This window comes from Nonomuraea sp. MG754425 (assembly GCF_021699195.1).
Lineage (GTDB): Bacteria > Actinomycetota > Actinomycetes > Streptosporangiales > Streptosporangiaceae > Nonomuraea.
Genome location: NZ_SSXE01000015.1, coordinates 35,476 through 60,055 on the forward strand (window position 1 = coordinate 35,476; position 24,580 = coordinate 60,055).

Genomic DNA, 24,580 nt, shown 5'->3' on the forward strand with positions numbered 1-24,580 from the left:
ACCGCAGCCCGGTCAGCCGGTCAGCGCTCGACCTCGCCGCTGATGAACTTCTCGACGTACTCCCGGGCCTCGTCGTCGGAGAACTGCTTCGGCGGCGACTTCATGAAGTACGAGGACGCCGACAGGATCGGCCCCCCGACCCCCCGGTCGAGGGCGATCTTGGCCGCCCGCACCGCGTCGATGATGATGCCGGCCGAGTTCGGCGAGTCCCACACCTCGAGCTTGTACTCCAGGTTCAGCGGCGTGTCGCCGAAGGAGCGCCCCTCCAGCCGCACGTAGGCCCACTTGCGGTCGTCCAGCCACGGCACGTGGTCGGACGGGCCGATGTGCACGTCGGCCTTGCCCATCTCGTGCGGGATCTGCGAGGTGACGGACTGCGTCTTGGAGATCTTCTTGGACTGGAGCCGGCTGCGCTCCAGCATGTTCATGAAGTCCATGTTGCCGCCGAAGTTGAGCTGGTACGTACGCAGCAGCTCGACCCCGCGGTCCTCGAACAGCTTGGCCATCACCCGGTGCGTGATCGTGGCGCCGACCTGCGACTTGATGTCGTCGCCGACGATTGGCACGCCCGCCTCGGTGAACTTCGCGGCCCACTCCGGGTCGGAGGCGATGAAGACCGGCAGCGCGTTCACGAACGCCACCTTGGCGTCGATCGCGCACTGCGCGTAGAAGCGGTCGGCCTCCTCCGACCCCACCGGCAGGTACGACACGAGGACGTCGACCCGGTTGTCGCGCAGCACCTGGACGACGTCCACGGGCTGCTCGTCGGACTCCTCGATGATCTCGCGGTAGAACTCGCCAAGACCGTCGAAGGTGTGGCCACGCTGGACCGTCAACCCCGTGGGCGGGACGTCGCAGATCTTGATCGTGTTGTTCTCGCTGGCGACGATCGCCTCTGACAGGTCGCGGCCGACCTTCTTGGCGTCCACGTCGAAGGCGGCGACGAACTCGACGTCGCCCACGTGGTAGTCGCCGAACTTCACGTGCATCAGGCCCGGGACCCGTGTGTCCGGGTCCGCGTCCTTGTAGTAGTGAACGCCCTGGACCAGTGACGACGCGCAGTTGCCGACACCGACAATGGCTACGCGAACCGAACCCATCGCACTCGCTCCCTTACTCATCAGTTGACGTGGTATCTCTTTCGGGCCTGTCCTCTGACGAGGCCCGACGCTCTGTTGCGATCAGCTCGTTGAGCCAGCGCACCTCGCGCTCGACGGACTCCAGCCCGTGGCGTTGCAGCTCGAGCGTGTAGCTGTCGAGCCGCTCGCGGGTGCGCGCCAGCGCGGTGCGCACCGCGTCGAGGCGCTCCTCCAGCCGGCTGCGGCGTCCTTCGAGGATGCGCAGCCGCACTTCGGCCTCGGTGTGGCGGAAGAAGGCGAAGTGCACGCCGAAGCTCTCGTCCTCCCACGCGGAGGGGCCGGCCTGCGTGAGCATGTCCTGCAGGCGCTCCTTCCCGTCCGCGGTCAGCTTGTAGACGATCTTCGACCGGCCGCCGACGATCGTGGCCGGAGCCGGCTGCTCCTCCGCGATGAGGCCCTGGGTCAGCAGTGATCGCAGACACGGGTACAGCGACCCGTAGGAGAACGCGCGGAACATCCCCAGCAGGGCGTTGAGCCGTTTGCGCAGCTCATAGCCGTGTAGCGGTGTCTCGTGCAGCGACCCGAGCACGGCCAGTTCCAGGACCCTGCCCTGTCCGCCGGCCACTGGCACCCGCCCCCTCTCGCTTCGATGTATCGAGCCGATACATCCCGAGGATACGTCGGGTCGCTATATGGCCGCAATCTATGAATCTGCCAAGGCGTTGGGATGAACCCGTAAAACGCCGTAGTCTGGCGCTCATGTGGTCACAGAGAAGGGTGGTGGATTACGGCCTCGCGAAACGGGCGGTGGTCCGATCCCTGCACGCGGGGCGAGCCGCCCGCGGCGACGTCTGTGACGCGCATCCCTACCTCCTTCGCGCGGCGCGCCACTTCGGCGAGCCGACCGAACGCCTCTGCCCGGTGTGCGAAAAGGAGAACGTCACCAACGTGACCTACGTCTACGGGGATTCCCTCGGTAGGCATGCCGGTCAGGCAAAGGTCACATCAGAACTCGTCGCCATGGCTCATGATTACGATGAGTTCCGGGTGTACGTTGTCGAGGTCTGCCAAGGTTGTTCCTGGAATCACCTGACGGTTTCGTACGTCCTCGGCAACGGACCGCCTGACCTCACCGGACAAGCGTGAAACCTGAGGGCGGCGAGGTGCCTCACGCCCAACCGCCGTTTCTGTTCCGACGACGTTGCGAGGACGTGTGAGTAACAGCATGAATGAGGGAACGGCCCGCCCGGGGAGGCGTCGCCGATCCAACTCATCCCGTTCTGTGCCCCAGGGTTCTCCGCCCCAAACCGGCGAGCCGGGCTGGAGCGCGGCGCCGCCGGACCGTCGTCCCGAAGCGGCGTACGAGCAGACCGGCGCGATGGCCGCGCAGCCGTACGACGAGCCTCCGCCCAGACGCGCCGAGCCGCGCGCGGAGTACGCCGAGCAGCCGCCGCCGCGCTCCCGCGCCCGCCAGGAAGCTCGCCAAGAAGCCCGCCAGGACGGCCGGCAGGAGCCCCGGCAGGAATCCCGCCAGGAATCCCGCCAGGACGGGCTCCCCGGCGGGCGTCGCGACACCCGCCAGGACGGCCGCCAGGACATGCGCACGCTGGGTAACCAGGAGACGATCGTCAGCGACGCCCCGCGCCGCTCCCGCCGGCGCGGCTCAGGCGCCCCGCCGGAGCCCCCGGGCCCGCCGACGAAGAAGGACGGCGGCGGCGGTGGCGGCTGGCGCAGGTTCATCCCGAGCTGGAAGGTCTTCGTGGCGGGTGCCGTGGTGCTCGCGGCCGGCCTGTTCGGCATGATCATGGTCGCCTACGCCAACACGCCGGTCCCGACCACCGCGCAGAGCGAGGCGACGGCCCAGCAGAGCACCATCTACTACCGCGACGGCAAGACCGAGATCGCCAAGCTCGGCTTCAAGCGCGAGATCGTCCCGCTCGCCAAGATGGACGAGGACGTCAAGAACGCCGCCGTCGCCATCGAGAACAAGACGTTCTGGGAGGACTCCGGCATCTCCATCTCCGGCATGGCCCGGTCGGTGTGGATGACCGCCACGGGGCAGCAGCTCCAGGGCGCCTCGACGATCACCCAGCAGATGGCCCGTAACTACTACGACGGCCTCAGCCAGGAAGTCTCCATCAAGCGGAAGGTCATGGAGATCTTCGTCGCGGTCAAACTCGACGAGACCATGTCCAAGGAAGAGATCCTGGCCAACTACCTCAACACCGTGAACTTCGGTCGCGCGTACGGTGTCGAGGCCGCCGCGAAGGCGTACTTCCCCGGCCGGAACGTCACGGCCGCGAAGCTGACCCCCGAGCAGAGCGCCTACCTCGCCGCGCGCATCCAGCAGCCGAGCTGGGACCACGACTCCCCGGCGCTGCGGGAACGCTTCCAGCAGGTCCTCAGGAACATGGCCGAGCTGTGGCCCGACAAGTACGGCAGCCTCCCGCAGACCGCGAAGTTCCCCAAGACGCGCGCCTCCGCCGGCAACGACGACCTGAGCGGCCTCAACGGCTACATGGTCAAGGAGGTGCTCAGGGAGCTGAAGGGCCGCGGCCTGACCGAGGACGAGGTCAAGAGCGGCGGCTACGACATCATCTCGACCTTCGACCGCAAGCTCATGAAGGCCGCCCAGACGGCGGTGAAGAGCACGATGAAGGCGTACAACATGTCCACGGAGTACCACGCGGGGCTGGCCGCGGTGGATCCGAAGAACGGCCGGGTGCTCGCCTTCTACGGCGGCGACGACTACCTCACCGACCCGTGGAACGAGCCCTTCCAGTCCACCAAGCAGGCCGCGTCGGCGTTCAAGCCGTACGTGCTGGCGGCCTGGCTGCAGGCCGGCTACTCGCTCAAGAGCTACGTGCCGGGCAACCAGACGGTGCCGAAGGTGCTGCCGGGCCAGCAGAAGGGCGGCATCAGGAACAGCCACAACGTCGGCGTGTCCGTGGACGTCGTCAAGGCCACCGCGGCGTCGGTCAACACGGCGTACGTGTCGATGGCCTACGCGCTGCCGGGCCAGCTCGAGGACGTCAAGAACCTCGTCGAGTCCGCCGGGTTCGACCAGCAGCGCATGCAGGACGACGTGGACGTGCACCACTACCAGTTCGCGATCGGCAGCGCGCTGGTGACGCCGGTCGAGCAGGCCGCCGGATACTCGATCTTCGCCAACGGCGGCACGTACACGAAGTACCACGTGGTGGAGAAGGTCAAGCTCAACGGCAAGGTGGCCTACCCCGAGCAGGCGGTCAGGAAGTCGGTCATCGACGCGGGCGTCGCGGCCGACGCCACGATCGCGATGCAGGCGGTGCTCCAGCCGGGCGGCACCGCGGTGGGCAAGGGCCTGGGCGCCAGGCCGGCCGCCGGCAAGACCGGCACCAACAACGACGAGAAGGAAGCCTGGTTCGTCGGCTACACGCCGCAGTTCTCCACCGCGGTCGGCTTCTACCGCGAGCAGTGCATGACCAAGACGGGCAAGGTCATCCCGCCGCAGCACTCCAACTGCCCCTTCACCAAGAAGGGCAGCAAGAAGTTCGACGGGAACAACCCCTACACGCGGCCGAAGGAGGTCTCGCTCGGCTTCGAGGGCGCCGGACCTCCCACGATCGCCTGGCAGAAGTTCATGCAGCTCGCCCACGAGGGGCTGCCGGTCGAGCAGTTCCCGGACCGGGCCGAGGTCGGCGTCCCCGAGAACATCGTGCCGAGCCCGACCCCCACGCCGACGCCCACGCCGGAGGACGACAACCCGTTCGGCTCCGACAACCCGTTCGACGACCAGGGCGGCAGGGACGACTGCCTGATCGGCTGCGACAACAACGACGCCACCGTTCCGGACGACGACGTCCAGAACGACGACGGCGCCGGCGACGACTTCTCCGAGACCAACCCCGACGACGTGGGCCTGGCCGGTCAGGGCTCGGCGCCGGAACCGAGAACCAGCGGGTCACGGCCGAAGTCCACCAAGCCAGAGGACCAGTGACCAGCGCCGAGGCACGCGCCCCCTGGGTGGCGCGTGCCGTGCCGTACCTGCCCCTGGGGCTGATCGCGGCCCTCGGGGCGACCTTCGCGTACGTGGTGCGGCTCCCGTGCCGTACCGGCGGGTGGAACGACCAGGTCTCCACCTACACGAACTTCTGTTACACCGACATCTACCCCCTGTACTTCGACAGGGAGCTGGCCACCCAGAACCCCTACTTCGCCGACGTGCCGTTCGACAAGCAGGTCGAGTACCCGGTGGTGCTGGGCGAGGTCATGCAGTTCTTCGCCTGGTTCGCGCGTGCGCTCGGGCCGGACCGGGTCGCCCAGGCGGTGCGCTTCTACGACCTGACGGTGCTGCTGCTCGGCGTCAGCCTCGTGGTCGGCGTGCTGCTGATGGCTGCGGTGGCCGGCCCGACGCGGCGGTGGGACCCCCTCTGGTACGCCATCTCGCCGGCCGTGGTGCTGGCCGCCTACATCAACTGGGACCTGGTCGCGGGCGCGCTGTCCATGGGCATGCTGCTGGCCTGGAAACGGCAGCGGCAGGTGGCGGCCGGGGTGCTGCTGGGGCTGGCGATCGCGACCAAGTTCTATCCGCTGATGTTCCTGGGCGCGTTGTTCCTGCTCACGTGGCGAACCGGCCGATGGCGGCCGTTCCTGGTGACGGCCGGCTCGGCCGCCGGCGTGTGGCTCGTGGTCAACGTGCCTTTCATGATCTTCGCGTGGGACGGGTGGCGCAGGTTCTACGTCTTCTCCCAGGAGCGCGGGGTCGACTGGGGCTCGCCGTGGTTGTTCTTCCAGAACAAGGGCTGGCCGGTCCTCGGCGACGGCGACGTGAGCACGCTGGGCATGGCCACGCTGGCGATCATGTGCCTGGGCATCGCCGTGCTGACGCTGGCCGCGCCCCGGCGGCCCCGGCTGGCCCAGATCTGCTTCCTGGCGCTGGCCGCGTTCATGATGACGAACAAGGTGTGGTCGCCGCAGTTCGTGTTGTGGCTGGTGCCGTTCGCGGTGCTGGCCAGGCCCAACTGGAAGCCGCTGGCGCTGTGGCAGCTCGCTGAGGTGTGGTACTTCGCCGCGATCTGGCTCTACCTGCTCGCCCAGCCGCCGCTCAGCCGCGACGACCTGGGCATCGGCGACGACACGTACTTCACCGCCGTCTGGGGCCGGATCATCACCATCGGGATCATGATGGCGTTCGTCGTGCGGGACGTCCTGCGGCCTGAGAAGGACGTGGTGCGCCAGGCCGACATCGACGACCAGGCCGGCGGCGTGTTCGACGACGCGCCCGACAGGTTCACCCTCCAGTCCGTGCTCAGATGATCACTCGCTCGGCCGGCCGGGACGCGCTGCTGCTGTGGTTCGGCTCGCGGGCCGGGCTGCTGGCGGCGACGCTGCTCGGCGTGACGCTGGGCGAGTACGTCGACAAGTGGCGCAAGTGGGACGCCACGCTGTTCATCACGATCGCCCGGTACGGCTACGACGGCGAACCCGGCCGGCCGCCGGACGACGGGCTGCCCGCGTTCTTCCCCGGCCTGCCGGCGGCGCTGCGGCTGGTGCACCTGGTGGTGCCGGACTGGGCGGCGGCCGGGCTGCTGATCTCGCTGGCCGCCGGGGCGGTCGCGATGTTGTCGCTGGCCAGGCTGGCCGAGGTCGAGGGCGCGTCCGGGTGGATGGCCGTGCTGGCGCTGCTGCTCTTCCCGACGGCGGTGTTCCTGTCCGCGGGCTACAGCGAGTCGCTGTTCCTGGCGTTCGCGATCCCGGCATGGCTGGCCGCCCGGCAGGGGAACTGGGCGTCGGCGGCGGTGCTGGCGGCGGGGGCCTCGTGCGTGCGGATCACCGGTCTGTTCCTCGCGGTCGCGCTCGTGGTGGAGTTCGTGATGCGCCGGGAGTCGCCGCGGCGGGCCGCGTGGCTGGCGGTGCCGTTCCTGCCGCTGGTGGCGTACTCGTATTACCACTACGGCAGGACCGGCGACTGGCTGGCGTGGAAGCACGCGCAGGAGGCCGGCTGGGGCCGTGACTTCGCCTGGCCGTGGGAGGCGTGGGCGACGACCTGGGACTCGGCCATGGGTTCCGGGGACTTCGCGGTGGCCTTCCGCATGGAGATCGCCGGGGTCGTGGTCGCGCTGGGCGGGCTGGTGTGGCTGCTCGTCCTGCGGAGGTGGAGCGAGGCCGTCTACACGGGCACGCAGGCGGCGGCGCTGATGACCTCGGCGTACTACCTGTCGATCCCGCGTTCGCTGTTGTTGTGGTTCCCGCTGTGGATCCTGGTCGCGCGGGTCGCGACCAGGCGGACGTGGGTGATCGTGCTGTACGCGCTGATCTCGGGGCCGTTGATGCTGGTCAACGCCGGCCGGTTCCTGAGCGGGGCGTGGGCAGGGTGATCGCCTTACCCACTTTTCCGTCTCGGTAATCCAGGGAAGTTATCCACAGCCTGTGTGTATTGGCTAGAGGTTCTTCCGCAGGAAGGCGATGTCCTCCGCCTGGCCCTCGCCGGGCGTCTCCACCACGACCGGCGCGCCCGCCGCCCGGCACACCGCCAGGATCAGCTCCGGGTCGATCTTCCCCTTGCCCAGGTTGGCGTGCCGGTCGGCGCCCGAGTCGAAGTCGTCGCGCGAATCGTTGCAGTGGACCAGGTCGATGCGGCCGGTGATGGCCTTGACCCGGTCGACCAGGTCGACCAGCTCCTCGCCGCCCGCGTGGGCGTGGCAGGTGTCGAGGCAGAAGCCCACGTCGAACCCGTCGAGCGCCTCCCACAACCGGGCGATGCGCTCCAGCTTGCGGGCCATCGCGTTGCCGCCACCCGCGGTGTTCTCGATCAGCACGGGGATGGGGCACTCCATGCGCTCGAACACCTTGCGCCAGTTGTCGAACCCGGTCTGGGGGTCGTCGCTCTTGTTGACGTGGCCGCCGTGCACGATCAGGCCCTTGGCGCCGAGGCCGGCGGCGGCCTTCAGGTGCTGCTCCAGCAGCTTGCGGCTGGGGATCCTGATGCGGTTGTTGGTCGTCGCCACGTTGATCAGGTAGGGGGCGTGGATGTAGATCTCCACGCCCTCGACGGGCTTGGCCGGCAGCACCGGCTTGTCGTAGCCCTGTGGGTCGCCGAGGAAGAACTGCACCACCTCGGCTCCCACCTCCGCGGCGTGGGCGGCGGGGTCGTCCTGATCGACGTGAGCACCGATGAGCACCATGTCATCGAGCTTATCCGGAGCCCGGGACCAGGTCGGGCGCGTTTGGGACAGGTGGATCAGGGCAGTCGGGAGGCGCCCCCTACCCCCTAGGAGAAGCCATATGAGCCGCTGGCGCTTACGGGCGCTGCTCGTCCTGATCTACGTCGTCGTCGGCGTCTACGTCGGCTGGGTGTACGACTACATCACGCCAGGGCTGCTCAGGGACCTCGCCGAGGCCCTGCTCGCGGTCTTCCTCTGGTTCCTGGTCCTGCTCGGCATCGACCTGCGCATAGGCGGATGAGACGCATATCGAACGGCCCCGGCGCACGTCGGCCGGGGCCGTCCGGCTGCCGGCTGCCGGGCGCCGGGTCACGGGTAGGGGAGGAAGCCGCCGTGGGCGATGCCCAGCGCGGCCCCGACGAAGGAGCCCACGAGCCCGATGATGTTGAGCGTGCGCTGCGGCGTCGTGGCGGAGATGTACTGGGAGAACAGGCCCATGCCGAAGCCCAGCGTGCCGACCCAGGAACTGATCATGTGCGCCGCGGGCCAGAACGTGGCGACGAAGGCGATCACGCCGCAGGCGAGCGTGGCGACGGCCATGATGTTCTCGACCGGGTGCGGACGTCCGTCAGGGTTGAGCGTGAGTCTGAACCGCTCCGATTCGGAGGGTTGAAGCACGTGTGGCACAGCCACCACCCCCTATGGGTTTCCTAGAGGCCTTCCCACCTACCCGCGGCTGGTAACCTGGGGCACGCTGCGTTGTGATGGGTCATCCATCGTCCCAGGGAGGCCGAAAGGGGCTTCCCGGGCCAAGACGTCAGCGTCCTCCTGTCACGGCAGAGTGTCGTGACCGCAAGAGTCCAGAGGAGGTTGGAGTCAGGCATGCGTCGTTACGAAGTAATGGTCATCCTCGACCCTTCGCTCGATGAGCGCACTGTCGCGCCGTCCCTCGACCAGTTCCTCACCGTGGTCCGCACCGACGGCGGCACCGTGGAGAAGGTCGACGTCTGGGGCCGTCGCCGGCTCGCCTACGACATCGACAAGAAGTCCGAAGGCATCTACGCCGTCATCGACCTGTCCGCGGAGCCCGCGACGGTCAAGGAGCTCGACCGGCAGATGAACCTCAACGAGGGCATTCTGCGCACCAAGGTCCTGCGTCCGGACGTGCACTAACCTCCGGCTTTTGTCGGAGGAGCCCCGTACTCTGGGCCGTAATCCAAGCGAAGGCGTGCAGGAAGGCGAGCGCTAGCCATGGCAGCAGGCGACACCGTAATCACCATCGTCGGCAACCTGGTCGACGACCCGGAGCTGCGCTTCACCCCGACGGGGCAAGCGGTGGCTCGATTCCGCATCGCGTCCACTCCGCGGTTCATGGATCGACAGACCAACGAGTGGAAGGATGGCGAGAGCCTCTTTCTGACCTGCAACGTCTGGCGGCAGGCGGCGGAGAACGCCGCCGAGAGCCTGCAGCGCGGCATGCGGGTCATCGTGCAGGGGCGGCTCAAGCAGCGGTCTTACGAGACCAAGGAAGGCGAGAAGCGCACGGTCTACGAGGTCGAGGTCGACGAGGTCGGCCCGTCCCTGCGTAACGCCACCGCCAAGGTCAACCGCACCTCCCGTCAGGGTGGCGGCGGTGGCGGCGGCTTCGGTGGCGGCCCGGCCGACGACCCGTGGGCCTCCGCGACGCCCGCCGCGCCTCAGGGCGGTGGCTACCAGGGCGGCGGCGGTGGTGGCGGCGGCTTCGGCGGCGGCCAGCAGAGCGGCGGCGGCGGCTTCAGCGGCGGCGGCGACTTCAGCGACGAACCGCCTTTCTAATCCCAGTTCACCAGCCCGAGTCCATTCCCGCCCTGAAGGCGGGGCTCTGAAAGGAGCACCACGATGGCAAAGCCGGCACTGCGCAAGCCCAAGAAGAAGGTTTGCCTGTTCTGCCACGACAAGATCTCCTACGTCGACTACAAGGACACGGCGCTGCTGCGGAAGTTCATCTCCGACCGCGGCAAGATCCGTGCGCGCCGGGTGACGGGCAACTGCACCCAGCACCAGCGTGACGTGGCGACCGCGATCAAGAACGCCCGTGAGGTGGCTCTGCTGCCTTACACGAGCACGGCGCGCTAAGGAGGTCTGTCGATATGAAGCTCATTCTCACCAATGAGGTCTCCGGCCTCGGCACCCCCGGTGACATCGTCGAGGTCAAGGACGGCTACGGCCGTAACTACCTCATCCCGCGCGGCTACGCCATGCGCTGGACGCGGGGCGCCGAGAAGCAGATCGAGACCATCCGCAAGGCTCGCGACGCTCGCGAGATCCGCGACCTCGGCACCGCCAAGGAGGTCGCCGGCCAGCTCGGCGCGCTGCGCGTCCGGCTGAGCACGCGTGCGGGCGAGTCGGGCCGGCTGTTCGGCTCGATCACGACGGGCGACATCGCCGACGCGGTCAAGGCCGCCGGCGGCCCGATCCTCGACCGCCGCCGCATCGAGATCGTCAACCCGATCAAGAGCGTCGGCTCCCACCGCGTGTCGGTCCGGCTCCACCCGGAGGTGGCCGCCTCGATCGACGTCGAGGTCGTCGCGGGCTGACCCCTGTGCGAGAAAGCCTCCCTCGTCATGAGGGAGGCTTTTTCGTTGCGGTGCGCCGTACCCGGCGCTTCGGGAAACGGCCCGCCGACCCCGGGCGTGCCGGCGGGGCGTCACGCGAGCCCGAAGTGGGCCGAATGCCGTGGTGAGGGGCACCCTCGAACGGTATTCCCTATTCCAGCCGCGTAGAATGCGGTCGTTCTGCTGCACTTTTCCCCCTGGAGGCAAGGCCATGGCCACCCGCCCCTTGATGCTGCTTGCCCTGGCCGTCGCCGTGGTCGGTTGTGCGCCCATGGACGACACCACCACCGGCACCGGTGCCGGCGCGGCCCCGTCGCAGTCCACCGCCTGCGCCAAGGAGCAGCTCGCGCTGTTCACCCCGGGCAAGCTGACCATCGGCACCGACAAGCCCGCCTACGAGCCCTGGTTCAAGGACGACGATCCGGCCAACGGGCAGGGGTTCGAGAGCGCGGTGGCCTTCGCGGTGGCGGGGGAGCTCGGCTTCGACCGTACCGAGGTGCAGTGGAGCACGGTGAAGTTCGACGCCGCGTTCGCGCCGGGGGACAAGCAGTTCGACTTCGACGTCAACCAGGTCTCGATCACCGACGACCGGGCCAAGGTGGTCGACTTCAGCAACGGCTACTACACGGTCAAGCAGGCCGTCGTGGCGGTCGAAGGCGGCAAGTACGCGGGGGCGACGAGCGTGGCCGAGCTGGCGGGCGCGAAGATCGGCGTCCAGGTCGGCACCACCTCGCTCGACGCGGTCAAGAACGTGATCAAGCCCACCGACGACCCCAACGTCTACAACGAGCAGATCGACGTCGTGAACGCGCTGAAGAACAAGCAGGTGGACGCGGTGGTCGTCGACCTGCCGACCGCGTTCTACGTGACGGCCGCCCAGGTCGACAACTCCAAGATCGTCGGCCAGTTCGGCTCGACCGGCGGTACGCCGGAGGAGTTCGGGCTGGTCATGGAGAAGGGCAGCGCGCTGAAGCCCTGCGTGGACAAGGCGGTCGAGGCGCTGAAGACGAAGGGTGAGCTGGCCAAGATCGAGCAGCAGTGGCTGGGCTCGGCGGCGGGCGCGCCCGAGTTGCGATGAGCGAGTGGGTCAAGTCCGAGCGGCAGGCCGAGCGTGAGCGGGTCCGCCGCTCGCGCGCCCGCCGCTCGGCCTCGATCGCGACGGCCTCGACGATCGTCTTCATCGTCCTGGTCGTCTGGGGGGTCACCGGTTCGCCGGGCTGGCCGCGGGTGCGCGAGACCTTCTTCGACGGCGAACAGTTCGCCAAGGCGCTGCCCGACGTGCTCAGCGGGTTCGTGCTCAACGTCAAGATCTTCATCGTCGCCGAGGTCCTGATCCTCGTCGTCGGGCTGCTGGTGGCGCTGGCCAGGGGCATCAAGACGCCGGCGTTCTTCCCGATCCGCGCCCTGGCGACGCTCTACACGGACGTCTTCCGCGGCGTGCCGACGATTCTGGTGATCTACCTCGTCGGGTTCGGGCTGCCGGCGCTCAGGTTGCAGGGCATCCCGTCCGACCTGGCGACGCTGGGCGTCATCGCGCTGACCCTGTCGTACGGCGCGTACGTGGCCGAGGTGTTCCGGGCGGGCATCGAGTCGGTGCACCCCAGCCAGGTGGCCGCCGCCCGTTCCCTGGGTCTCGGCCACGTCAAGACCATGCGCTTCGTGGTGCTGCCGCAGGCCACTCGCAGGGTCGTGCCGCCGCTGCTCAACGACTTCGTCTCGTTGCAGAAGGACACCGCGCTGGTGGCCACCATCGGGCCGCTGGAGGCGCTCAGGCAGGCCCAGATCCATGCCGCCAGCACCTTCAACTACACCCCCTACCTGGTCGCGGCGCTGCTGTTCATCCTGCTCACGATCCCCATGGCCAGGCTCACCGACCACCTGGCGGCCCGTACCCGCAGGAGGCGCGGAGCATGAGCGTGCTGAGCATCGAAGGGGTGTGGAAGAACTTCCACGGCCACAGCGTGCTGCGCGGCATCGACCTGGAGGTCGAACCGCACGAGGTGGTGAGCCTCATCGGGGCCTCCGGCTCGGGCAAGTCCACGTTGCTGCGCTGCGTCAACCTGCTGGAGACGGTGGACGACGGCGTCATCCACCTCGACGGCGAGGACATCACCGACCCGAGGGCCGACGTGGACCTGGTCCGCAGGCGGCTCGGCATCGTCTTCCAGTCGTTCAACCTGTTCCCGCACATGACCGTGCTGGACAACATCACGCTGGCGCCCAGGCGGGTGCACGGCACGTCCAAGACGCGGGCCGAGGAGCAGGCGCACGACCTGCTGACCAGGTTCGGGCTGGCGTCGAAGGCGCGGGCCTACCCCGACCAGCTCTCCGGCGGCCAGCAGCAGCGGGTGGCGATCATCCGGGCGCTGGCCACGCAGCCCCGGCTGATGCTGCTCGACGAGGTCACCTCGGCGCTCGACCCGGAGCTGGTCGTGGAGGTGCTGGGGATCATCAGGGAGCTCAAGGAGTCGGGCATGACGATGATCTTGACGACGCACGAGATGAGCTTCTGCCGGGACATCTCGGACACGGTGTGCTTCCTCGACGGCGGCGTGCTGCTGGAGAAGGGGCCGCCCGAGCAGATCTTCACCGATCCCCGGGAGTCGCGTACCCAGGAGTTCCTGCGCAGCGTGCTGAAGTCGGGGCGGTTCTAGCGGCGGTGCCGGCCCTGGGGGGCGGCGGGCCTGGGGGCGACGGCGGGCTGGGCCAGCAGGCTGTGGCGGCGGCCGTACACGAGGTAGACCAGCAGGCCGAAGAGCATCCACAGGACGAACCACACCCACGTCACCACCCGCAGGTTCACCATCAGCCAGAACGTGGCCGCCAGCGACAGCGCGGGCACCAGCGGCGAGAACGGCACCTGGAACCCCCGCTCCAGGTGCGGCATGCGCCGCCGCATCACGATCACCCCGGCCGCCACGAACGCGAACGCGAACAGCGTCCCGATCACCGCGAGCTGCTGCAGCGTCAGCACCGGCACGAACTCGGCCAGCATGATCGCCACCAGCCCGATCACCAGCGTCACTCGGGTGGGCGTGTGGTAGCGGCGGCTCACCGTGGCCAGGCCGCGCGGGATGAGCCCGTCGCGGGCCATGGAGAACAGCACCCGGGTCTGCCCCACGATGAGCACCAGGATCACCGTGGTCAGCCCGAGCACCGCGCCCGCGTCGATGACGTGCACCATCCAGCCCACGTCGGCCGCGCGGAACGCGCCGGCCAGCGGCGCGCGTACGGAGATCGTCGTGTACGGCGCCATCCCCACCATGACCAGCGCGACCGCGATGTAGATGACGGTGGCGATCACCAGGCTGCGGATCATGCCCTTCGGCACCGCCCTGGGCGCGTTCACGGTCTCCTCCGCCGAGGTCGCCACGATGTCGAACCCGATGTACGCGAACGCGATGGCCGAGGCCGCCGTGAAGATCCCGAGCCACCCGAACGCCTGGCCCCCGCCGGTGAACAGCTCCAGCACGGTGACGGACGGGGTGTCCACCGGCTTCGACGGCACGTGGAAGCCGCCGTAGTTGACGGGGTCGATGTGCGCCAGGCCCACGACGATGACCGCGCCGATGGCCACCAGCTTGGCCGACACCATGACCCACAACGCCCGCAGCCCGACCCGCGCGCCCAGCGTCACGACGCCCGTGAGCAGCACGAGGATCACGAACACCAGGACGTCCTGGACGAGGTCACCGGCCGGGACGCGCACCCCGAAGTTGCTGATGGCCCCGACAGCGATCGCGCCCCACGCCCTGGCCACCACCGCGGCGGACAACTGCAGCTCCAGGATCAGCGCGCAGCCGATGATCCACGCCCACACCTCGCCGAAGATGACGTACGTGAAGGTGTAGGCGCTGCCCGAGGCCGGCATCGTGGAGGACAGCTCGGCGTAGCACAGGCAGGCGAGCAGGCAGGCGATGCCGGCGATCATGAAGGACAGGATCACCCCGGGCCCGGCCGTGGTGGCCGCCTGCTGCCCGGCGATGCTGAAGATGCCGGCGCCGATCATCACGCCGAGCCCGAGCACGACCAGGTCGGCCGTGCGATAGACCTCGGCCAGGCTGTGCCGGGCGCCGGTGCGCAGCCCGGTCGCCTCCGAAGGAGGCAGTCGTCGAAGAATCGTGGACAAGAAACACCCCGCTCAGGGAACCCGCCCACAAATGTCTCACCCTTCGGGTGACCAACAAGCACGAAGTGATTACGTGCCGGTTACCAGCCAGGCGGTTCCGTTCGCCCGCCGGGTCAGGGTGAGCAGGCGGGCCACCATCCACACGCCGAGCGCGCACCAGAGCGCGACCACGCCCATCCCGGAGGCGAGCAGGGCGGCGGGCAGGTACGCGAGCGTCGTCCACACTCCGGCCCAGGCCAGGTACCGCTGGTCCCCGGCGCCGATCAGCACCCCGTCCAGCACGAACACCACCCCGCAGAGCGGCTGGAGCAGCGCCACCGGCCAGAGCAGGTCCAGGAGCAGGCCGGCCACCCGCGGTTCGGCGTCGAACAGGCCCGGCAGCAGCGGCCTGGCCGCCAGCACCAGCAGGCCGAGCACGATCCCGGACCAGACGCCCCACGACACCATCCGCTTCGTGGCGGCCCTGGTGGCATCGACGTCGCCCGCTCCGAGCGAACGCCCGGTGATGGCCTGACCGGCGATGGCGATGGCGTCCAGGGCCAGCGCGAGCAGCGTCCACACCTGGGTGGCCAGCGCGTACGCGGCCAGTTCGGCCTCGCCCATCCTGGTGGCGATGACGGTGGCGGCCAGCAGCACGATCCGCATGCACAGGGTGCGGACGAACAAGGCGAACCCCGCCGTGCCCGCCTGCCCGACACCGGCGATCGAGGGCGTCAGCGGCGTCCCGAGCCGGACCGCGCCACGCGCCACCACCACGAGGTAGACGGCGGCGCCGAGAGTCTGCGCCAGCACGGTGCCCCACGCCGAGCCCGCGATGCCCCAGCCCAGCCCCAGCACGAACCAGCCGTTCAGCGCCGCGTTCAGCGCGAACGACCCCACCGCCACCAGCAGCGGCGTCGCCGTGTCCTGCAACCCGCGCAGCACGCCGGTCCCGGCCAGCACGACCAGCATGCCGGGCGCGCCGAGCAGGCTGATCCGCAGGTACGTCACGGCCTGCGCGGCCTGCGTGCCCGTGGCGCCGAACAGGTCCACGATGGCCGGCGCCAGCGGCCAGCCCAGCACGATCGCCACGGCTCCGAGGGCGAGCGCCAGCCAGATGCCGTCCACGCCGCTGCGCATGGCCCGCAGGTGGTTGCCGGCTCCGGTCTGGCGGGCCACGGAGGCGGTCGTCCCGTACGCGAGGAAGACGCACAGGTTCACCAGGGTCGTCAGCACCGTTCCCGCCACGCCCAGCGCGCCCACCGCCGTGGTGCCGAGTCCGTGGCCGACGATGGCGTAGTCGGCGAGCAGGAAGAGAGGTTCCGCCACCAATGCCCCGAAGGCGGGCACGGCCAGCCGCAGAATCTCCCGATCTCTGGCGGTAATGGGCATTCGTCCATTATGGGCCTTACTCGGCGTGTCGGGGCAACTTTCTTTCCTCCACAGCCGGTGGACACTATTCGCCCAGGTCGGAGCGGCTTCGGTGGATATCCGGAAGAGTTATCCCCAACCTCTGTCCACAGGCCGTTCACACCCTTGGGGCACTCGTCCACAGGTCGGCCACAGGGTTGTCCACAGGCCACGTTGCCGACTGAGCGCGACTCCGCGAAACTGTCACACCGGTCGACTATCAAGTGGGGGTGGTGCGACCGCCTGCAAGTTGTTCGAGGGGGCGCGGTGAGCATTGACGAAGAGACCGGCGGCGGAAGTCCAGGCTTCGAGCGCACCCCGCCCAGCAACATCGAGGCGGAGCAGTCGGTCCTCGGCGGCATGCTGCTGTCGAAGGACGCCATCGCCGACGTCGTGGAGATCCTGCGCTCCGACGACTTCTACCGCCCGGCCCACCAGATGGTCTACGACGTCGTCACCGACCTGTACGGCCGGGGCGAGCCCGCCGACGCCGTCACCGTCTTCGACGAGCTGCAGAAACGCGGCGAGATGGCCCGGGTGGGCGGCGCGGCCTACCTGCACACCCTCACGGCCGTCGTCCCCACGGCGGCCAACGCCGGCTACTACGCCAAGATCGTCCGCGAGCAGGCCATCCTGCGCCGCCTCATCGAGGCCGGCACCCGCATCGTCTCCTTCGGCTACGGCGGCCAGAACGAAGAGGTCGACGAACTCGTCGACCGCGCCCAGGCCGAGATCTACCAGGTCACCGAGCGGCGCACCTCGGAGGACTACGCGCCGCTGGCCGACATCATGCCGGGCGCCCTCGACGAACTGGAGGCGATCGGCAGCCGCGGCGGCCAGATGGTCGGCGTCCCGACCGGGTTCGTCGACCTCGACCAGCTCACCAACGGCCTGCACCCGGGCCAGATGATCGTCGTGGCCGCCCGGCCCGCCATCGGCAAGGCGCTCGCGCTCGACACACCCCTGCCCACCCCCGGCGGGTGGACCACCATGGGCGAGGTGCGGCCCGGCGACCTGCTGATCGGCGCCGACGGCAAGCCCACCCGGGTCGTGGCGGCCACCGAGGTCATGCACGACCGCCCGTGCTTCGAGGTGGAGTTCAGCGACGGCACGGTGATCGTGGCCGACGCCGAGCACCAGTGGCTCACCGACACACGCGCGGCGACCGGCCACGACGAGCGGCCCCACGCGCGGATGCGCACGACGGAGGAGATCGCCGCGTCGCTACGCCGCGCCGTCACGGCCGAGCGGCTCGACCACACGGTCGCCAACGCCCGGCCGCTCGACCTGCCCGACCGCGACCTGCCGATCCCCCCGTACACGCTGGGCGCCTGGCTCGGCGACCGCGACACCGACGACCACGGCACGGCCGACACCCGGCTGGGGAAGCTGGGCGTGCTGGGCGACAAGCACATCCCGGCCGACTACCTGCGCGCGTCCGAGGAGCAGCGCAGGGCGCTCCTGGCCGGGCTGCTCGACACCGACGGCTCCATCAGCGCCGCCGGGACGGTCCGGCTCGCGGGCACGAACCGCCGGCTGGCGGAGGATGCCAGGGAGCTGATCCTGAGCCTGGGCTACCAGGTGTCCGGGCCGGCCGGCCCGACCAGCCACGCGATCACGTTCACGCCCTTCGACAAGGTCTTCCGGCTGAGCGACGCGAACGCCCGCGTGCACACCGACGCCCGCCCCGGCACGACGTACCGCACCATCACCGCCGTCCGTCCCGTGGCGTCGGTGCCGGTGCGGTGTGTGGAGGTGGACAACGCCGACCGGATGTACCTGGCGGGCCGCACGTGGATCCCCACCCACAACTCCACCCTCGGCCTCGACTTCGCCCGTTCCGCGGCGATCAAGCATGGGATGACCACGGTCATCTTCTCCCTGGAGATGTCCCGCAACGAGATCACCATGCGTCTGCTGTCCGCCGAGGCCCGCGTGGCGCTGCACCACATGCGCTCCGGCTCGATGACCGACGACGACTGGACCCGCCTGGCGCGCCGGATGAGCGAGGTGGCCGAGGCGCCGCTGTTCATCGACGACTCGCCCAACATGTCGATGATGGAGATCCGGGCCAAGTGCCGGCGGCTCAAGCAGCGCAACGACCTGCGGTTCGTGGTCATCGACTACCTCCAGCTCATGAGCTCGCCGAAGAAGACCGAGAGCCGCCAGAACGAGGTCTCGGAGATCTCCCGTGCCATCAAGCTGCTGGCCAAGGAGCTGGAGGTGCCGGTCATCGCGATCTCCCAGCTCAACCGTGGCCCCGAGCAGCGCACCGACAAGCGCCCCCAGGTCAGCGACCTGCGTGAGTCGGGCTGCATGCCGGAGACCACCACCCTCCTGCGGGCCGACACCGGCGCTCAGGTCACCTTCCGGGAGTTGCTCGACCGGGGCCATGACGGGGTGCTGGTCTGGTCACTCGACGAGCAGAACAAGCTCGTCCCCGCCGTGATCACGAACGTCTTCCCGTCGGGGGTGAAAGAGGTGCACCGCCTCCGGCTCGCCTCGGGCCGGCAGGTCGAGGCGACCGCCAACCATCCGTTCCGCACCTTCGGCGGGTGGCAGCCGCTCGGCGAGCTCTCGCCCGGAGACCGGGTCGCGGTTCCCCGGCAGGTGCCGCCTCCCGTCGGCGCCGGGCTGGGCTGGTCCGAGCACCGGCTCGGCCTGCTGGCCCACCTGATCGGCGCCGGGAGCGTCTCGCCCGGTCAGCCGGTGCGCTACACCACTGACGACGAGGCGAACCTGCGGTTCGTCGAACACGCGGCGAACGTGGAGTTCGGCATCACGCCGCGGCGGGAGCGGCCGGACGACCGGTGGCAGGTCCACCTGCCGGCGCCCGACCGTGGCGGGCACCCCCTGCACGGGTGGTTCGGCGCACTGGGACTGACGTCCCGCGAGAGGCGCGTCCCCGAGGCGCTGCACCTGGCCGGCAACGACGAGATCGCGGTGTTCCTGCGCCATCTGTGGGCCACCGGCGGAACCGTCACCACGGAGGGCGGCACCGCGCCCGAGGCGTACTACGCGACGGGCAGCAGGGCGTTCGCCGACGGAGTCGCGCTGCTGCTCGCGCGGTTCGCCATCGTCGCCACGATCCGGCAGGCGCGGCAGGGCGGCTACCACGTCGTCATCGCCGACGCCCCCGGCCTGCGCACGTTCGGCGCGAAGATCGGGGTGCACGGCCGCCGCGGGGAGCCGGTGGCGCGGCTGCTGGACGTCCTGCGCGACACCGACGCGTGCCAGGATCCGGCGCGTGACGACGTGTTCTGGGACCGGGTCGTCGCGATCGAGCCGCTCGGTTCCCGCCCGGTCTACGATGCGACCGTCAAGGGCACGCACAACTTCGTCGCCGACGGGATCATCGCGCACAACAGCATCGAGCAGGACGCCGACATGGTCATCCTCCTGCACCGGGAGGACGCCTACGAGCCCGAGTCGCCCAGGGCGGGCGAGGCCGACCTGATCGTGGCCAAGCACCGTAACGGCCCCACCGCCACTGTCACCGTGGCCTTCCAGGGTCACTACAGCCGGTTCGTGGACATGGCCCAGCACTGACACTGCCGGGAGATGATGAGCCAGGGCCGCCGGGGCGACCCGTCCCTCGACGGAGGGACGGGTGGGCCGCCGGCCCGGTCTATGCTCAGGCCCATGACACTGGAATGGGAGCAGATCATCGTCGACTCCGCCGACCCCGTCGTTCTCGGGCGCTGGTGGGCCGAGGCTCTCGGCTGGGTGGTGGTCGACGAATCCGAGGAGATCATCGAGATCCGGCCTGCGCCGGACCAGATGCCGGGGCTGCTCTTCGTGCCTGTCCCCGAGGGCAAGACGGCGAAGAACCGGCTCCACCCCGACTTCCGCCCCGACGACCAGGAGGCCGAGGTCGCCCGGCTGCTCTCCCTCGGTGCCCGGCGCGCCGACACCGTGCAGGACGAGCAGCACTGGGTGACCCTCCTCGACCCGGAGGGCAACGAGTTCTGCGTCCTGAGTGAGCGCAAGAGCTGAGCGGAAGACACAGAAACTGAGGCCCTGCAGGGGCGCGGCTCGTGTGACGAACCAGACAACGGCCCCAGGAATGGCGGGTGATCGCCCCGGTGCTCTACCGAGTGACCGAAGCGAAGGGAAGACACCATGACCATCCTCGTTGCCTATGACGGCTCGGCCGACGCGCGCAGCGCGATCGAGTTCGCCGCCAAGCACCTCACGGCCGGGCCCACGGTGATCGTCACGGTCTGGGAGCCGCTGCTCGTCCAGCTCAAGAAGTACCCGCTGGCCGCGGGCGCGATCGACCCGAGCACGGAGGACGAGGCGCACGCCCAGGCCGAGCAGCACGCCAAGGAGGGCGCGGAGCTGGCGATCACCTCCGGGCTGAGCGACGTCACCTACCGGGCCGTGGCCGACAACGAGTCGATCTGGAAGACGATCGTGGACGTGGCCGACGACATCGACGCCTCGCTGATCGTCACGGGCTCGCGCGGCCTGGCCGGGGTGCGCTCGGTGCTGCTCGGCAGCGTCTCCAACCACGTGCTGCACCACGCCCACCGCCCGACCCTCATCGTCCCGCCGGCCAAGAAGCAGGGCTAGGACGCACGGCTACGTCGGTGCGGCGACCTGGCAGCTCCCGGGCGGCGGGCAGAGCCGGGTGTCCATGCGGTGCGCGCCCGGCCCCTCGTCGCCCAGCCGGTCGTGCGGGTTGGCGACGGGGCAGCGGTCCAGCGACAGGCAGCCGCAGCCGATGCAGTCGGTGAGGTCGTCGCGTAGCCGCTGGAGCTGCACGATCCGGTCGTCCAGCTCGCCGCGCCAGGCGGCCGACAGCCGGGCCCAGTCGTCGCGCGTGGGGGTGCGCTCGTCCGGCAGTTCGGCCAGCGCGTCCTTGATGACCTTCAGGGGGATGCCGATGCGCTGCGCGAGCCGGATGAAGGCGACCCTGCGCAGGCTGTCGCGGGCGTAGCGGCGCTGGTTCCCGGCCGTGCGGCGGCTGCCGATCAGGCCCTTGGCCTCGTAGAAGTGCAGGGCGGAGACGGCCACGCCGCTGCGCTCCGCGAGCTGGCCGACGGTCAGCTCCTTGGTGTTCCAGGCGACCTTCGTCATACCTGGAGATTACTTGAGGCTTCTTTCGAAGAATGTCTCGAGTACGACGACTGTCTGGGTGCCGGTCACGCCGGCCACCTCGAAGATCCGGCGCAGCACGTCCTGGAGTTCGCCGGTGCCGGCCGTACGGACCTTGAGCAGCACCGACGCGGGCCCCGCGATGACGTGCGCCTCCTCCACCTCGGGGATCGCCGCCAGCGCCGCGCCGGCGTCCCCCATCCACGAGCCGCCCTGGACCAGCACGTACGCCGTCACCGCCCGCCCGAGCGCCGCGTGGTCCACCTCGATCGTGGTGCGCCTGATGACGCCGCGCTCGCGCAGCTTGCGCACCCGCTCGTGCGCCGCCCCGCCGGACAGCCCCACCGCCGCGCCGAGCGCCGCGTACGACTGCGTCGCGTCCTCCTGCAACAGCCCGACCAGCATCCTGTCGATCTCATCCACAGCCGAATGCTATCTGGTCATATCCTGAAAACACCGAACCGCGTATGGTGATGGGCATGACGGACACCATCCCCACTGAGTTCGAGGTCCTCGACGAGCGGTTCGCCGGGGTAGGCGGCGACGGCAAGGTCGAGATCCTGTACACCGGCACCCGCTGGGCGGAGGGCCCGGTCTACTTCCCGGCCGGCCGCTTCCTGGTGTGGAGCGACATCCCCAACGAGCGGATGTTGCGCTGGGACGAGCCGACCGGCGCGGTGGGCCCGTTCCGGCAGCCGTCCGGCTACACCAATGGCAGCACGCTCGACCGCGAGGGCCGGCTGATCTCCTGCGAGCAGGGCGGGCGCCGGGTGACCCGCACCGAGCACGACGGCTCGATCACGGTGATCGCCGACCGGTGGCAGGGCAAGCGCCTCAACAGCCCCAACGACGCGGTCGTCCGCTCCGACGGCTCCATCTGGTTCACCGACCCCCCGTACGGGATCCTCAGCGACTACGAGGGCACGGCCGCCGAGCAGGAGATCGACGGCTGCCACGTCTACCGGGCCGACCCGGTGACGGGCGAGGTGCGGATCGTGGCCGACGACTTCGCCCGGCCCAACGGCCTGGCCTTCTCCCTCGACGAGCGGCAGCTCTACGTCGCCGACACCCGGGCCAGGCACCTGCGCGTCTTCGACGTGGCCGACGACGGCACGCTGAGCGGCGGCAAGGTCTTCGCCGCAGGCGGCGACGGAGACAACTACGACGGAATGCGACTCGACGACAAGGGCCGGGTCTGGGCGGCGGCCGGCAAGGCGGTGCTCTGCCACGACCCCGACGGCACGCTGATCGGCCGGCTCAAGCTGCCCGAGTCCACGGCCAACCTGGTGTTCGGCGGGCCCAAGCGCAACCGCCTGTTCATCACCGCCTCGTCCTCGCTGTACTCCCTGATGACGAACGTCACAGGTGCGCGCCCGGTGTGGGCCGCGCGCTGACGCCACCCTCCACGCCCCCGCGGCGGTGGGTTCGCGCCGGTGGCTCACTCCCACCGGAACAGCCGGACGGCCAGCCCGCCGAAGATCGCCAGCCCCGCGCCGATCACCGCCAGGTGCAGGAGCTGCGGCGGGTGTCCCGCCCAGGTGTCCCTGAGCGCCTGGGCGAACGGCCCCGACACCGAGAAGTCGCTGACCACCCGCAGCGCGTCCGGCATGATGTCGCGCGGCACCCACATCCCCGCCAGGAACAGCAGCGGGAACATCACCGCCGAGCCGATCCCGGGCGCGGTCTTGGCGTTCCTCGCGAGGGCGGCGATGACCAGCCCGATGGCCATCATCGCGGCGCTGCCAAGCAGGAAGACCAGGACGAACCCGGCCCACTGCCGCGGCGCGGCCGACCCGTACGCCAGCGCCCCCGCCACGATCAGGATCAGCGTGGACACGACCGCCACCGCGAGGTTGATCAGCAACTGCGTGCCCAGCAGCCGCGCGGGGTGCACCGGCGTGGTGGACATCCGCCTGAGCACCCCCTGCTCCCGGTACGTGCTCAGCGCCGCGGGCACCGCGGTGCACGTCAGCGACAACACCGTGAGCATCGTCATCATGGTCGGGAGCTGGGTGTCCACGAACCGCTCCCCGCCCTCTCCCGGCTCGGTGAAGGCCGGGATGCTGAGCCCCAGGACGAGCAGCAGCCCCACCGGCAGCCCGACGGTGATCAGCAGGGAGTACCAGTCGCGCAGGTACAGCTTGGTCTCCACGGCGAGCAGTTTCATGCCAGCTTCCTTCCGGTCAGCGCGAGGAACGCGTCGTCGAGCGTGGCCTGCTCGATCCGCAGCTCCGTGGGGACGATCTGGTGATGGGCCAGGGCGAGGGTGACGACCGGGGCGAGGTTGCCCGACCCGGCCACCACGACCTGCTCGCCGTGCCTCGTCACCGTCCGCACCTCGGGCAGGGCCAGCAGCACGGCGTCGTCCAGGGGCGCCGACGGCCTGAACCGCACCCGCTGCTCCCCGCCCACCTGCGCGATCAGCCCGGCGGGCGTGTCGGTGGCGGCGACCTTGCCCGCGTCGATGAGCGCGATCCGGTCGCAGAGGCGCTCGGCCTCCTCCATGAAGTGGGTGACCAGCACGATCGTCACGCCCGAGTCGCGTACCTGCTCGATCAGCTCCCACGTGTCGCGGCGCGCCTGCGGGTCGAGGCCGGTCGTCAGCTCGTCCAGCACCGCGACGCGCGGCTGGCCCACCAGCGCGAGCGCCACCGACAGCCGCTGGCGCTGCCCGCCGGACAACGTCTTGAACGCGCTGTCACGCTTGCCGGCCAGGCCGACCCGCTCCAGCAGTTCCTCCCAGTCCGCGGGATCGGGGTAGAAGGACGCGTACAGGTCCAGGGCCTCCCAGACCTTGATCTTTTCCGGCAGCGCGGCACTCTGCAACTGCATGCCCAGCAGGCCGCGCAGCTCCTGCCGGTCCTGCTCCGGGTCCAGCCCGGCCACCTGGACGGTGCCCCCGTCACGTTTGCGCAGCCCCGCCACGCACTCGACAGCGGTGGTCTTGCCGGCCCCGTTCGGCCCGAGGATGCCGAAGATCTCGCCCTCGGCGACCTCGAACGAGACGTCCTCGACCGCCAGGTGCTGCGGATACCGCTTGCGCAGGTTCCTGACCTCGATGATTTTCATGTCATCGACGCTAGGAACACCTCATCCGCCGGGGAATCCGGCTGGTTGCCCGGCGAGGGTGTACCTAGGTGCAGT

The 24,580-nt window shown here is 69.7% G+C and carries 26 protein-coding genes; 16 read left to right on the top strand and 10 right to left on the bottom strand.

Translation table 11 applies throughout. From position 1 onward, the window contains the following. Nucleotides 1–20: 20 nt before the first annotated feature. Nucleotides 21–1,100 carry an inositol-3-phosphate synthase gene (locus FAF44_RS07475; RefSeq protein ID WP_237102294.1) on the bottom strand — a complete coding sequence of 360 codons (1,080 nt, stop codon included), beginning with the start codon at nt 1,098–1,100 and terminating at the stop codon, nt 21–23. A 13-nt stretch (nt 1,101–1,113) separates the two neighbouring features. Further along, a complete protein-coding gene (locus FAF44_RS07480) occupies nt 1,114–1,704 on the bottom strand; it encodes a PadR family transcriptional regulator (RefSeq protein ID WP_237102295.1) in 591 nt (196 codons plus the stop codon). A gap of 134 nt (nt 1,705–1,838) precedes the next feature. On the opposite strand from FAF44_RS07480, the gene FAF44_RS07485 reads away from it, so the two are divergent. The 4 genes from FAF44_RS07485 to FAF44_RS07500 all read left to right on the top strand — a co-directional run bounded on the left by FAF44_RS07485 (nt 1,839) and on the right by FAF44_RS07500 (nt 7,438). Continuing rightward, nucleotides 1,839–2,225, top strand: a complete 387-nt coding sequence (locus FAF44_RS07485; RefSeq protein ID WP_272894186.1) for a DUF5318 family protein — start codon at nt 1,839–1,841, stop codon at nt 2,223–2,225. A gap of 136 nt (nt 2,226–2,361) precedes the next feature. Then, nucleotides 2,362–5,058, top strand: coding sequence for a transglycosylase domain-containing protein (locus tag FAF44_RS07490; protein ID WP_237102297.1), 2,697 nt, complete (start codon nt 2,362–2,364; stop codon nt 5,056–5,058). Beyond that, nucleotides 5,055–6,377 carry a glycosyltransferase family 87 protein gene (locus FAF44_RS07495; RefSeq protein WP_237102298.1) on the top strand — a complete coding sequence of 441 codons (1,323 nt, stop codon included), beginning with the start codon at nt 5,055–5,057 and terminating at the stop codon, nt 6,375–6,377. Before FAF44_RS07490 ends, FAF44_RS07495 begins: the two co-directional genes overlap by 4 nt. Beyond that, nucleotides 6,374–7,438 (top strand): mannosyltransferase family protein, encoded by a 1,065-nt coding sequence (locus tag FAF44_RS07500; protein ID WP_237102299.1) that lies wholly within the window; start codon nt 6,374–6,376, stop codon nt 7,436–7,438. Before FAF44_RS07495 ends, FAF44_RS07500 begins: the two co-directional genes overlap by 4 nt. Before the next feature lie 63 nt (nt 7,439–7,501). Here the strand turns inward: FAF44_RS07500 and FAF44_RS07505 are convergent, their stop codons facing one another. Further along, nucleotides 7,502–8,245, bottom strand: a complete 744-nt coding sequence (locus FAF44_RS07505) for a deoxyribonuclease IV (protein ID WP_237102300.1) — start codon at nt 8,243–8,245, stop codon at nt 7,502–7,504. Nucleotides 8,246–8,345: 100 nt separating this feature from the next. On the opposite strand from FAF44_RS07505, the gene FAF44_RS07510 reads away from it, so the two are divergent. Next, entirely contained in the window at nt 8,346–8,525 is a 180-nt protein-coding gene (locus FAF44_RS07510) for a hypothetical protein (RefSeq protein ID WP_237102301.1), read from the top strand. Between the two features lie 68 nt (nt 8,526–8,593). On the opposite strand, the gene FAF44_RS07515 is transcribed toward FAF44_RS07510, so the two are convergent. Then, complete coding sequence (locus FAF44_RS07515) at nt 8,594–8,911, bottom strand: hypothetical protein (RefSeq protein ID WP_237102302.1); 318 nt, start codon at nt 8,909–8,911, stop codon at nt 8,594–8,596. A gap of 195 nt (nt 8,912–9,106) precedes the next feature. Here FAF44_RS07515 and rpsF point away from each other — a divergent pair, with 195 nt between their 5' ends. The 7 genes from rpsF (at nt 9,107) to FAF44_RS07550 (ending at nt 13,472) form a co-directional block, all read left to right on the top strand. Further along, nucleotides 9,107–9,397 carry a 30S ribosomal protein S6 gene (gene rpsF, locus FAF44_RS07520; RefSeq protein ID WP_103957115.1) on the top strand — a complete coding sequence of 97 codons (291 nt, stop codon included), beginning with the start codon at nt 9,107–9,109 and terminating at the stop codon, nt 9,395–9,397. Nucleotides 9,398–9,475: 78 nt separating this feature from the next. Next, on the top strand, nt 9,476–10,039 hold the full coding sequence (locus tag FAF44_RS07525) for a single-stranded DNA-binding protein (RefSeq protein ID WP_237102303.1): 564 nt from the start codon (nt 9,476–9,478) through the stop codon (nt 10,037–10,039). 63 nt (nt 10,040–10,102) lie between these two features. Further along, a complete protein-coding gene (rpsR, locus tag FAF44_RS07530; RefSeq protein ID WP_020543048.1) occupies nt 10,103–10,339 on the top strand; it encodes a 30S ribosomal protein S18 in 237 nt (78 codons plus the stop codon). A 14-nt stretch (nt 10,340–10,353) separates the two neighbouring features. Further along, complete coding sequence (gene rplI, locus FAF44_RS07535; RefSeq protein WP_237102304.1) at nt 10,354–10,800, top strand: 50S ribosomal protein L9; 447 nt, start codon at nt 10,354–10,356, stop codon at nt 10,798–10,800. A gap of 229 nt (nt 10,801–11,029) precedes the next feature. Beyond that, nucleotides 11,030–11,896: an ABC transporter substrate-binding protein gene (locus tag FAF44_RS07540; RefSeq protein WP_237102305.1), complete on the top strand. Its 867-nt coding sequence runs from the start codon at nt 11,030–11,032 to the stop codon at nt 11,894–11,896. Continuing rightward, a complete protein-coding gene (locus tag FAF44_RS07545) occupies nt 11,893–12,732 on the top strand; it encodes an amino acid ABC transporter permease (protein ID WP_237102306.1) in 840 nt (279 codons plus the stop codon). Before FAF44_RS07540 ends, FAF44_RS07545 begins: the two co-directional genes overlap by 4 nt. After that, nucleotides 12,729–13,472: an amino acid ABC transporter ATP-binding protein gene (locus tag FAF44_RS07550; RefSeq protein WP_272894187.1), complete on the top strand. Its 744-nt coding sequence runs from the start codon at nt 12,729–12,731 to the stop codon at nt 13,470–13,472. Before FAF44_RS07545 ends, FAF44_RS07550 begins: the two co-directional genes overlap by 4 nt. On the opposite strand, the gene FAF44_RS07555 is transcribed toward FAF44_RS07550, so the two are convergent. Together FAF44_RS07555 and FAF44_RS07560 are read right to left on the bottom strand one after the other, a co-directional pair. After that, nucleotides 13,469–14,947: an APC family permease gene (locus FAF44_RS07555; protein WP_237102307.1), complete on the bottom strand. Its 1,479-nt coding sequence runs from the start codon at nt 14,945–14,947 to the stop codon at nt 13,469–13,471. The genes FAF44_RS07550 and FAF44_RS07555 overlap by 4 nt on opposite strands. A gap of 69 nt (nt 14,948–15,016) precedes the next feature. Further along, nucleotides 15,017–16,318 (bottom strand): MATE family efflux transporter, encoded by a 1,302-nt coding sequence (locus tag FAF44_RS07560; RefSeq protein ID WP_237102308.1) that lies wholly within the window; start codon nt 16,316–16,318, stop codon nt 15,017–15,019. 285 nt (nt 16,319–16,603) lie between these two features. Here FAF44_RS07560 and dnaB point away from each other — a divergent pair, with 285 nt between their 5' ends. From dnaB to FAF44_RS07575, 3 genes are all read left to right on the top strand, one after another. Next, a complete protein-coding gene (dnaB, locus tag FAF44_RS07565; RefSeq protein WP_308193297.1) occupies nt 16,604–19,885 on the top strand; it encodes a replicative DNA helicase in 3,282 nt (1,093 codons plus the stop codon). Nucleotides 19,886–19,978: 93 nt separating this feature from the next. Next, a complete protein-coding gene (locus tag FAF44_RS07570) occupies nt 19,979–20,332 on the top strand; it encodes a VOC family protein (RefSeq protein ID WP_237102309.1) in 354 nt (117 codons plus the stop codon). 126 nt (nt 20,333–20,458) lie between these two features. Then, the gene (locus FAF44_RS07575) at nt 20,459–20,911 is read left to right on the top strand and encodes a universal stress protein (RefSeq protein ID WP_237102310.1); all 453 of its coding nucleotides are present in this window, start codon (nt 20,459–20,461) and stop codon (nt 20,909–20,911) included. A gap of 9 nt (nt 20,912–20,920) precedes the next feature. On the opposite strand, the gene soxR is transcribed toward FAF44_RS07575, so the two are convergent. Beyond that, nucleotides 20,921–21,418 carry a redox-sensitive transcriptional activator SoxR gene (gene soxR / locus FAF44_RS07580; RefSeq protein WP_237102311.1) on the bottom strand — a complete coding sequence of 166 codons (498 nt, stop codon included), beginning with the start codon at nt 21,416–21,418 and terminating at the stop codon, nt 20,921–20,923. Between the two features lie 9 nt (nt 21,419–21,427). Next, on the bottom strand, nt 21,428–21,859 hold the full coding sequence (locus FAF44_RS07585) for an Lrp/AsnC family transcriptional regulator (RefSeq protein ID WP_237102312.1): 432 nt from the start codon (nt 21,857–21,859) through the stop codon (nt 21,428–21,430). 56 nt (nt 21,860–21,915) lie between these two features. Here FAF44_RS07585 and FAF44_RS07590 point away from each other — a divergent pair, with 56 nt between their 5' ends. Continuing rightward, nucleotides 21,916–22,830, top strand: coding sequence for an SMP-30/gluconolactonase/LRE family protein (locus FAF44_RS07590; RefSeq protein ID WP_237102313.1), 915 nt, complete (start codon nt 21,916–21,918; stop codon nt 22,828–22,830). Between the two features lie 44 nt (nt 22,831–22,874). Here the strand turns inward: FAF44_RS07590 and FAF44_RS07595 are convergent, their stop codons facing one another. Both FAF44_RS07595 and FAF44_RS07600 read right to left on the bottom strand, forming a co-directional pair. After that, nucleotides 22,875–23,603, bottom strand: a complete 729-nt coding sequence (locus FAF44_RS07595) for an ABC transporter permease (RefSeq protein ID WP_237102314.1) — start codon at nt 23,601–23,603, stop codon at nt 22,875–22,877. Continuing rightward, complete coding sequence (locus tag FAF44_RS07600) at nt 23,600–24,505, bottom strand: ABC transporter ATP-binding protein (RefSeq protein ID WP_237102315.1); 906 nt, start codon at nt 24,503–24,505, stop codon at nt 23,600–23,602. The genes FAF44_RS07595 and FAF44_RS07600 overlap by 4 nt, the downstream gene beginning before the upstream one ends. Nucleotides 24,506–24,580: the final 75 nt, after the last annotated feature.

Coding starts and splice junctions, on each gene's coding strand:
- soxR (WP_237102311.1), bottom strand. CDS start 21,418: ATGACGAAGGTCGCCTGGAACACCAAGGAGCTGACCGTCGGCCAGCTC.
- FAF44_RS07505 (WP_237102300.1), bottom strand. CDS start 8,245: ATGGTGCTCATCGGTGCTCACGTCGATCAGGACGACCCCGCCGCCCAC.
- FAF44_RS07560 (WP_237102308.1), bottom strand. CDS start 16,318: ATGCCCATTACCGCCAGAGATCGGGAGATTCTGCGGCTGGCCGTGCCC.
- FAF44_RS07570 (WP_237102309.1), top strand. CDS start 19,979: ATGACACTGGAATGGGAGCAGATCATCGTCGACTCCGCCGACCCCGTC.
- rpsF (WP_103957115.1), top strand. CDS start 9,107: ATGCGTCGTTACGAAGTAATGGTCATCCTCGACCCTTCGCTCGATGAG.
- FAF44_RS07545 (WP_237102306.1), top strand. CDS start 11,893: ATGAGCGAGTGGGTCAAGTCCGAGCGGCAGGCCGAGCGTGAGCGGGTC.
- FAF44_RS07600 (WP_237102315.1), bottom strand. CDS start 24,505: ATGAAAATCATCGAGGTCAGGAACCTGCGCAAGCGGTATCCGCAGCAC.
- FAF44_RS07475 (WP_237102294.1), bottom strand. CDS start 1,100: ATGGGTTCGGTTCGCGTAGCCATTGTCGGTGTCGGCAACTGCGCGTCG.
- FAF44_RS07500 (WP_237102299.1), top strand. CDS start 6,374: ATGATCACTCGCTCGGCCGGCCGGGACGCGCTGCTGCTGTGGTTCGGC.
- FAF44_RS07540 (WP_237102305.1), top strand. CDS start 11,030: ATGGCCACCCGCCCCTTGATGCTGCTTGCCCTGGCCGTCGCCGTGGTC.
- FAF44_RS07510 (WP_237102301.1), top strand. CDS start 8,346: ATGAGCCGCTGGCGCTTACGGGCGCTGCTCGTCCTGATCTACGTCGTC.
- rpsR (WP_020543048.1), top strand. CDS start 10,103: ATGGCAAAGCCGGCACTGCGCAAGCCCAAGAAGAAGGTTTGCCTGTTC.
- FAF44_RS07575 (WP_237102310.1), top strand. CDS start 20,459: ATGACCATCCTCGTTGCCTATGACGGCTCGGCCGACGCGCGCAGCGCG.
- FAF44_RS07485 (WP_272894186.1), top strand. CDS start 1,839: ATGTGGTCACAGAGAAGGGTGGTGGATTACGGCCTCGCGAAACGGGCG.
- FAF44_RS07590 (WP_237102313.1), top strand. CDS start 21,916: ATGACGGACACCATCCCCACTGAGTTCGAGGTCCTCGACGAGCGGTTC.
- FAF44_RS07550 (WP_272894187.1), top strand. CDS start 12,729: ATGAGCGTGCTGAGCATCGAAGGGGTGTGGAAGAACTTCCACGGCCAC.
- rplI (WP_237102304.1), top strand. CDS start 10,354: ATGAAGCTCATTCTCACCAATGAGGTCTCCGGCCTCGGCACCCCCGGT.
- FAF44_RS07595 (WP_237102314.1), bottom strand. CDS start 23,603: ATGAAACTGCTCGCCGTGGAGACCAAGCTGTACCTGCGCGACTGGTAC.
- FAF44_RS07525 (WP_237102303.1), top strand. CDS start 9,476: ATGGCAGCAGGCGACACCGTAATCACCATCGTCGGCAACCTGGTCGAC.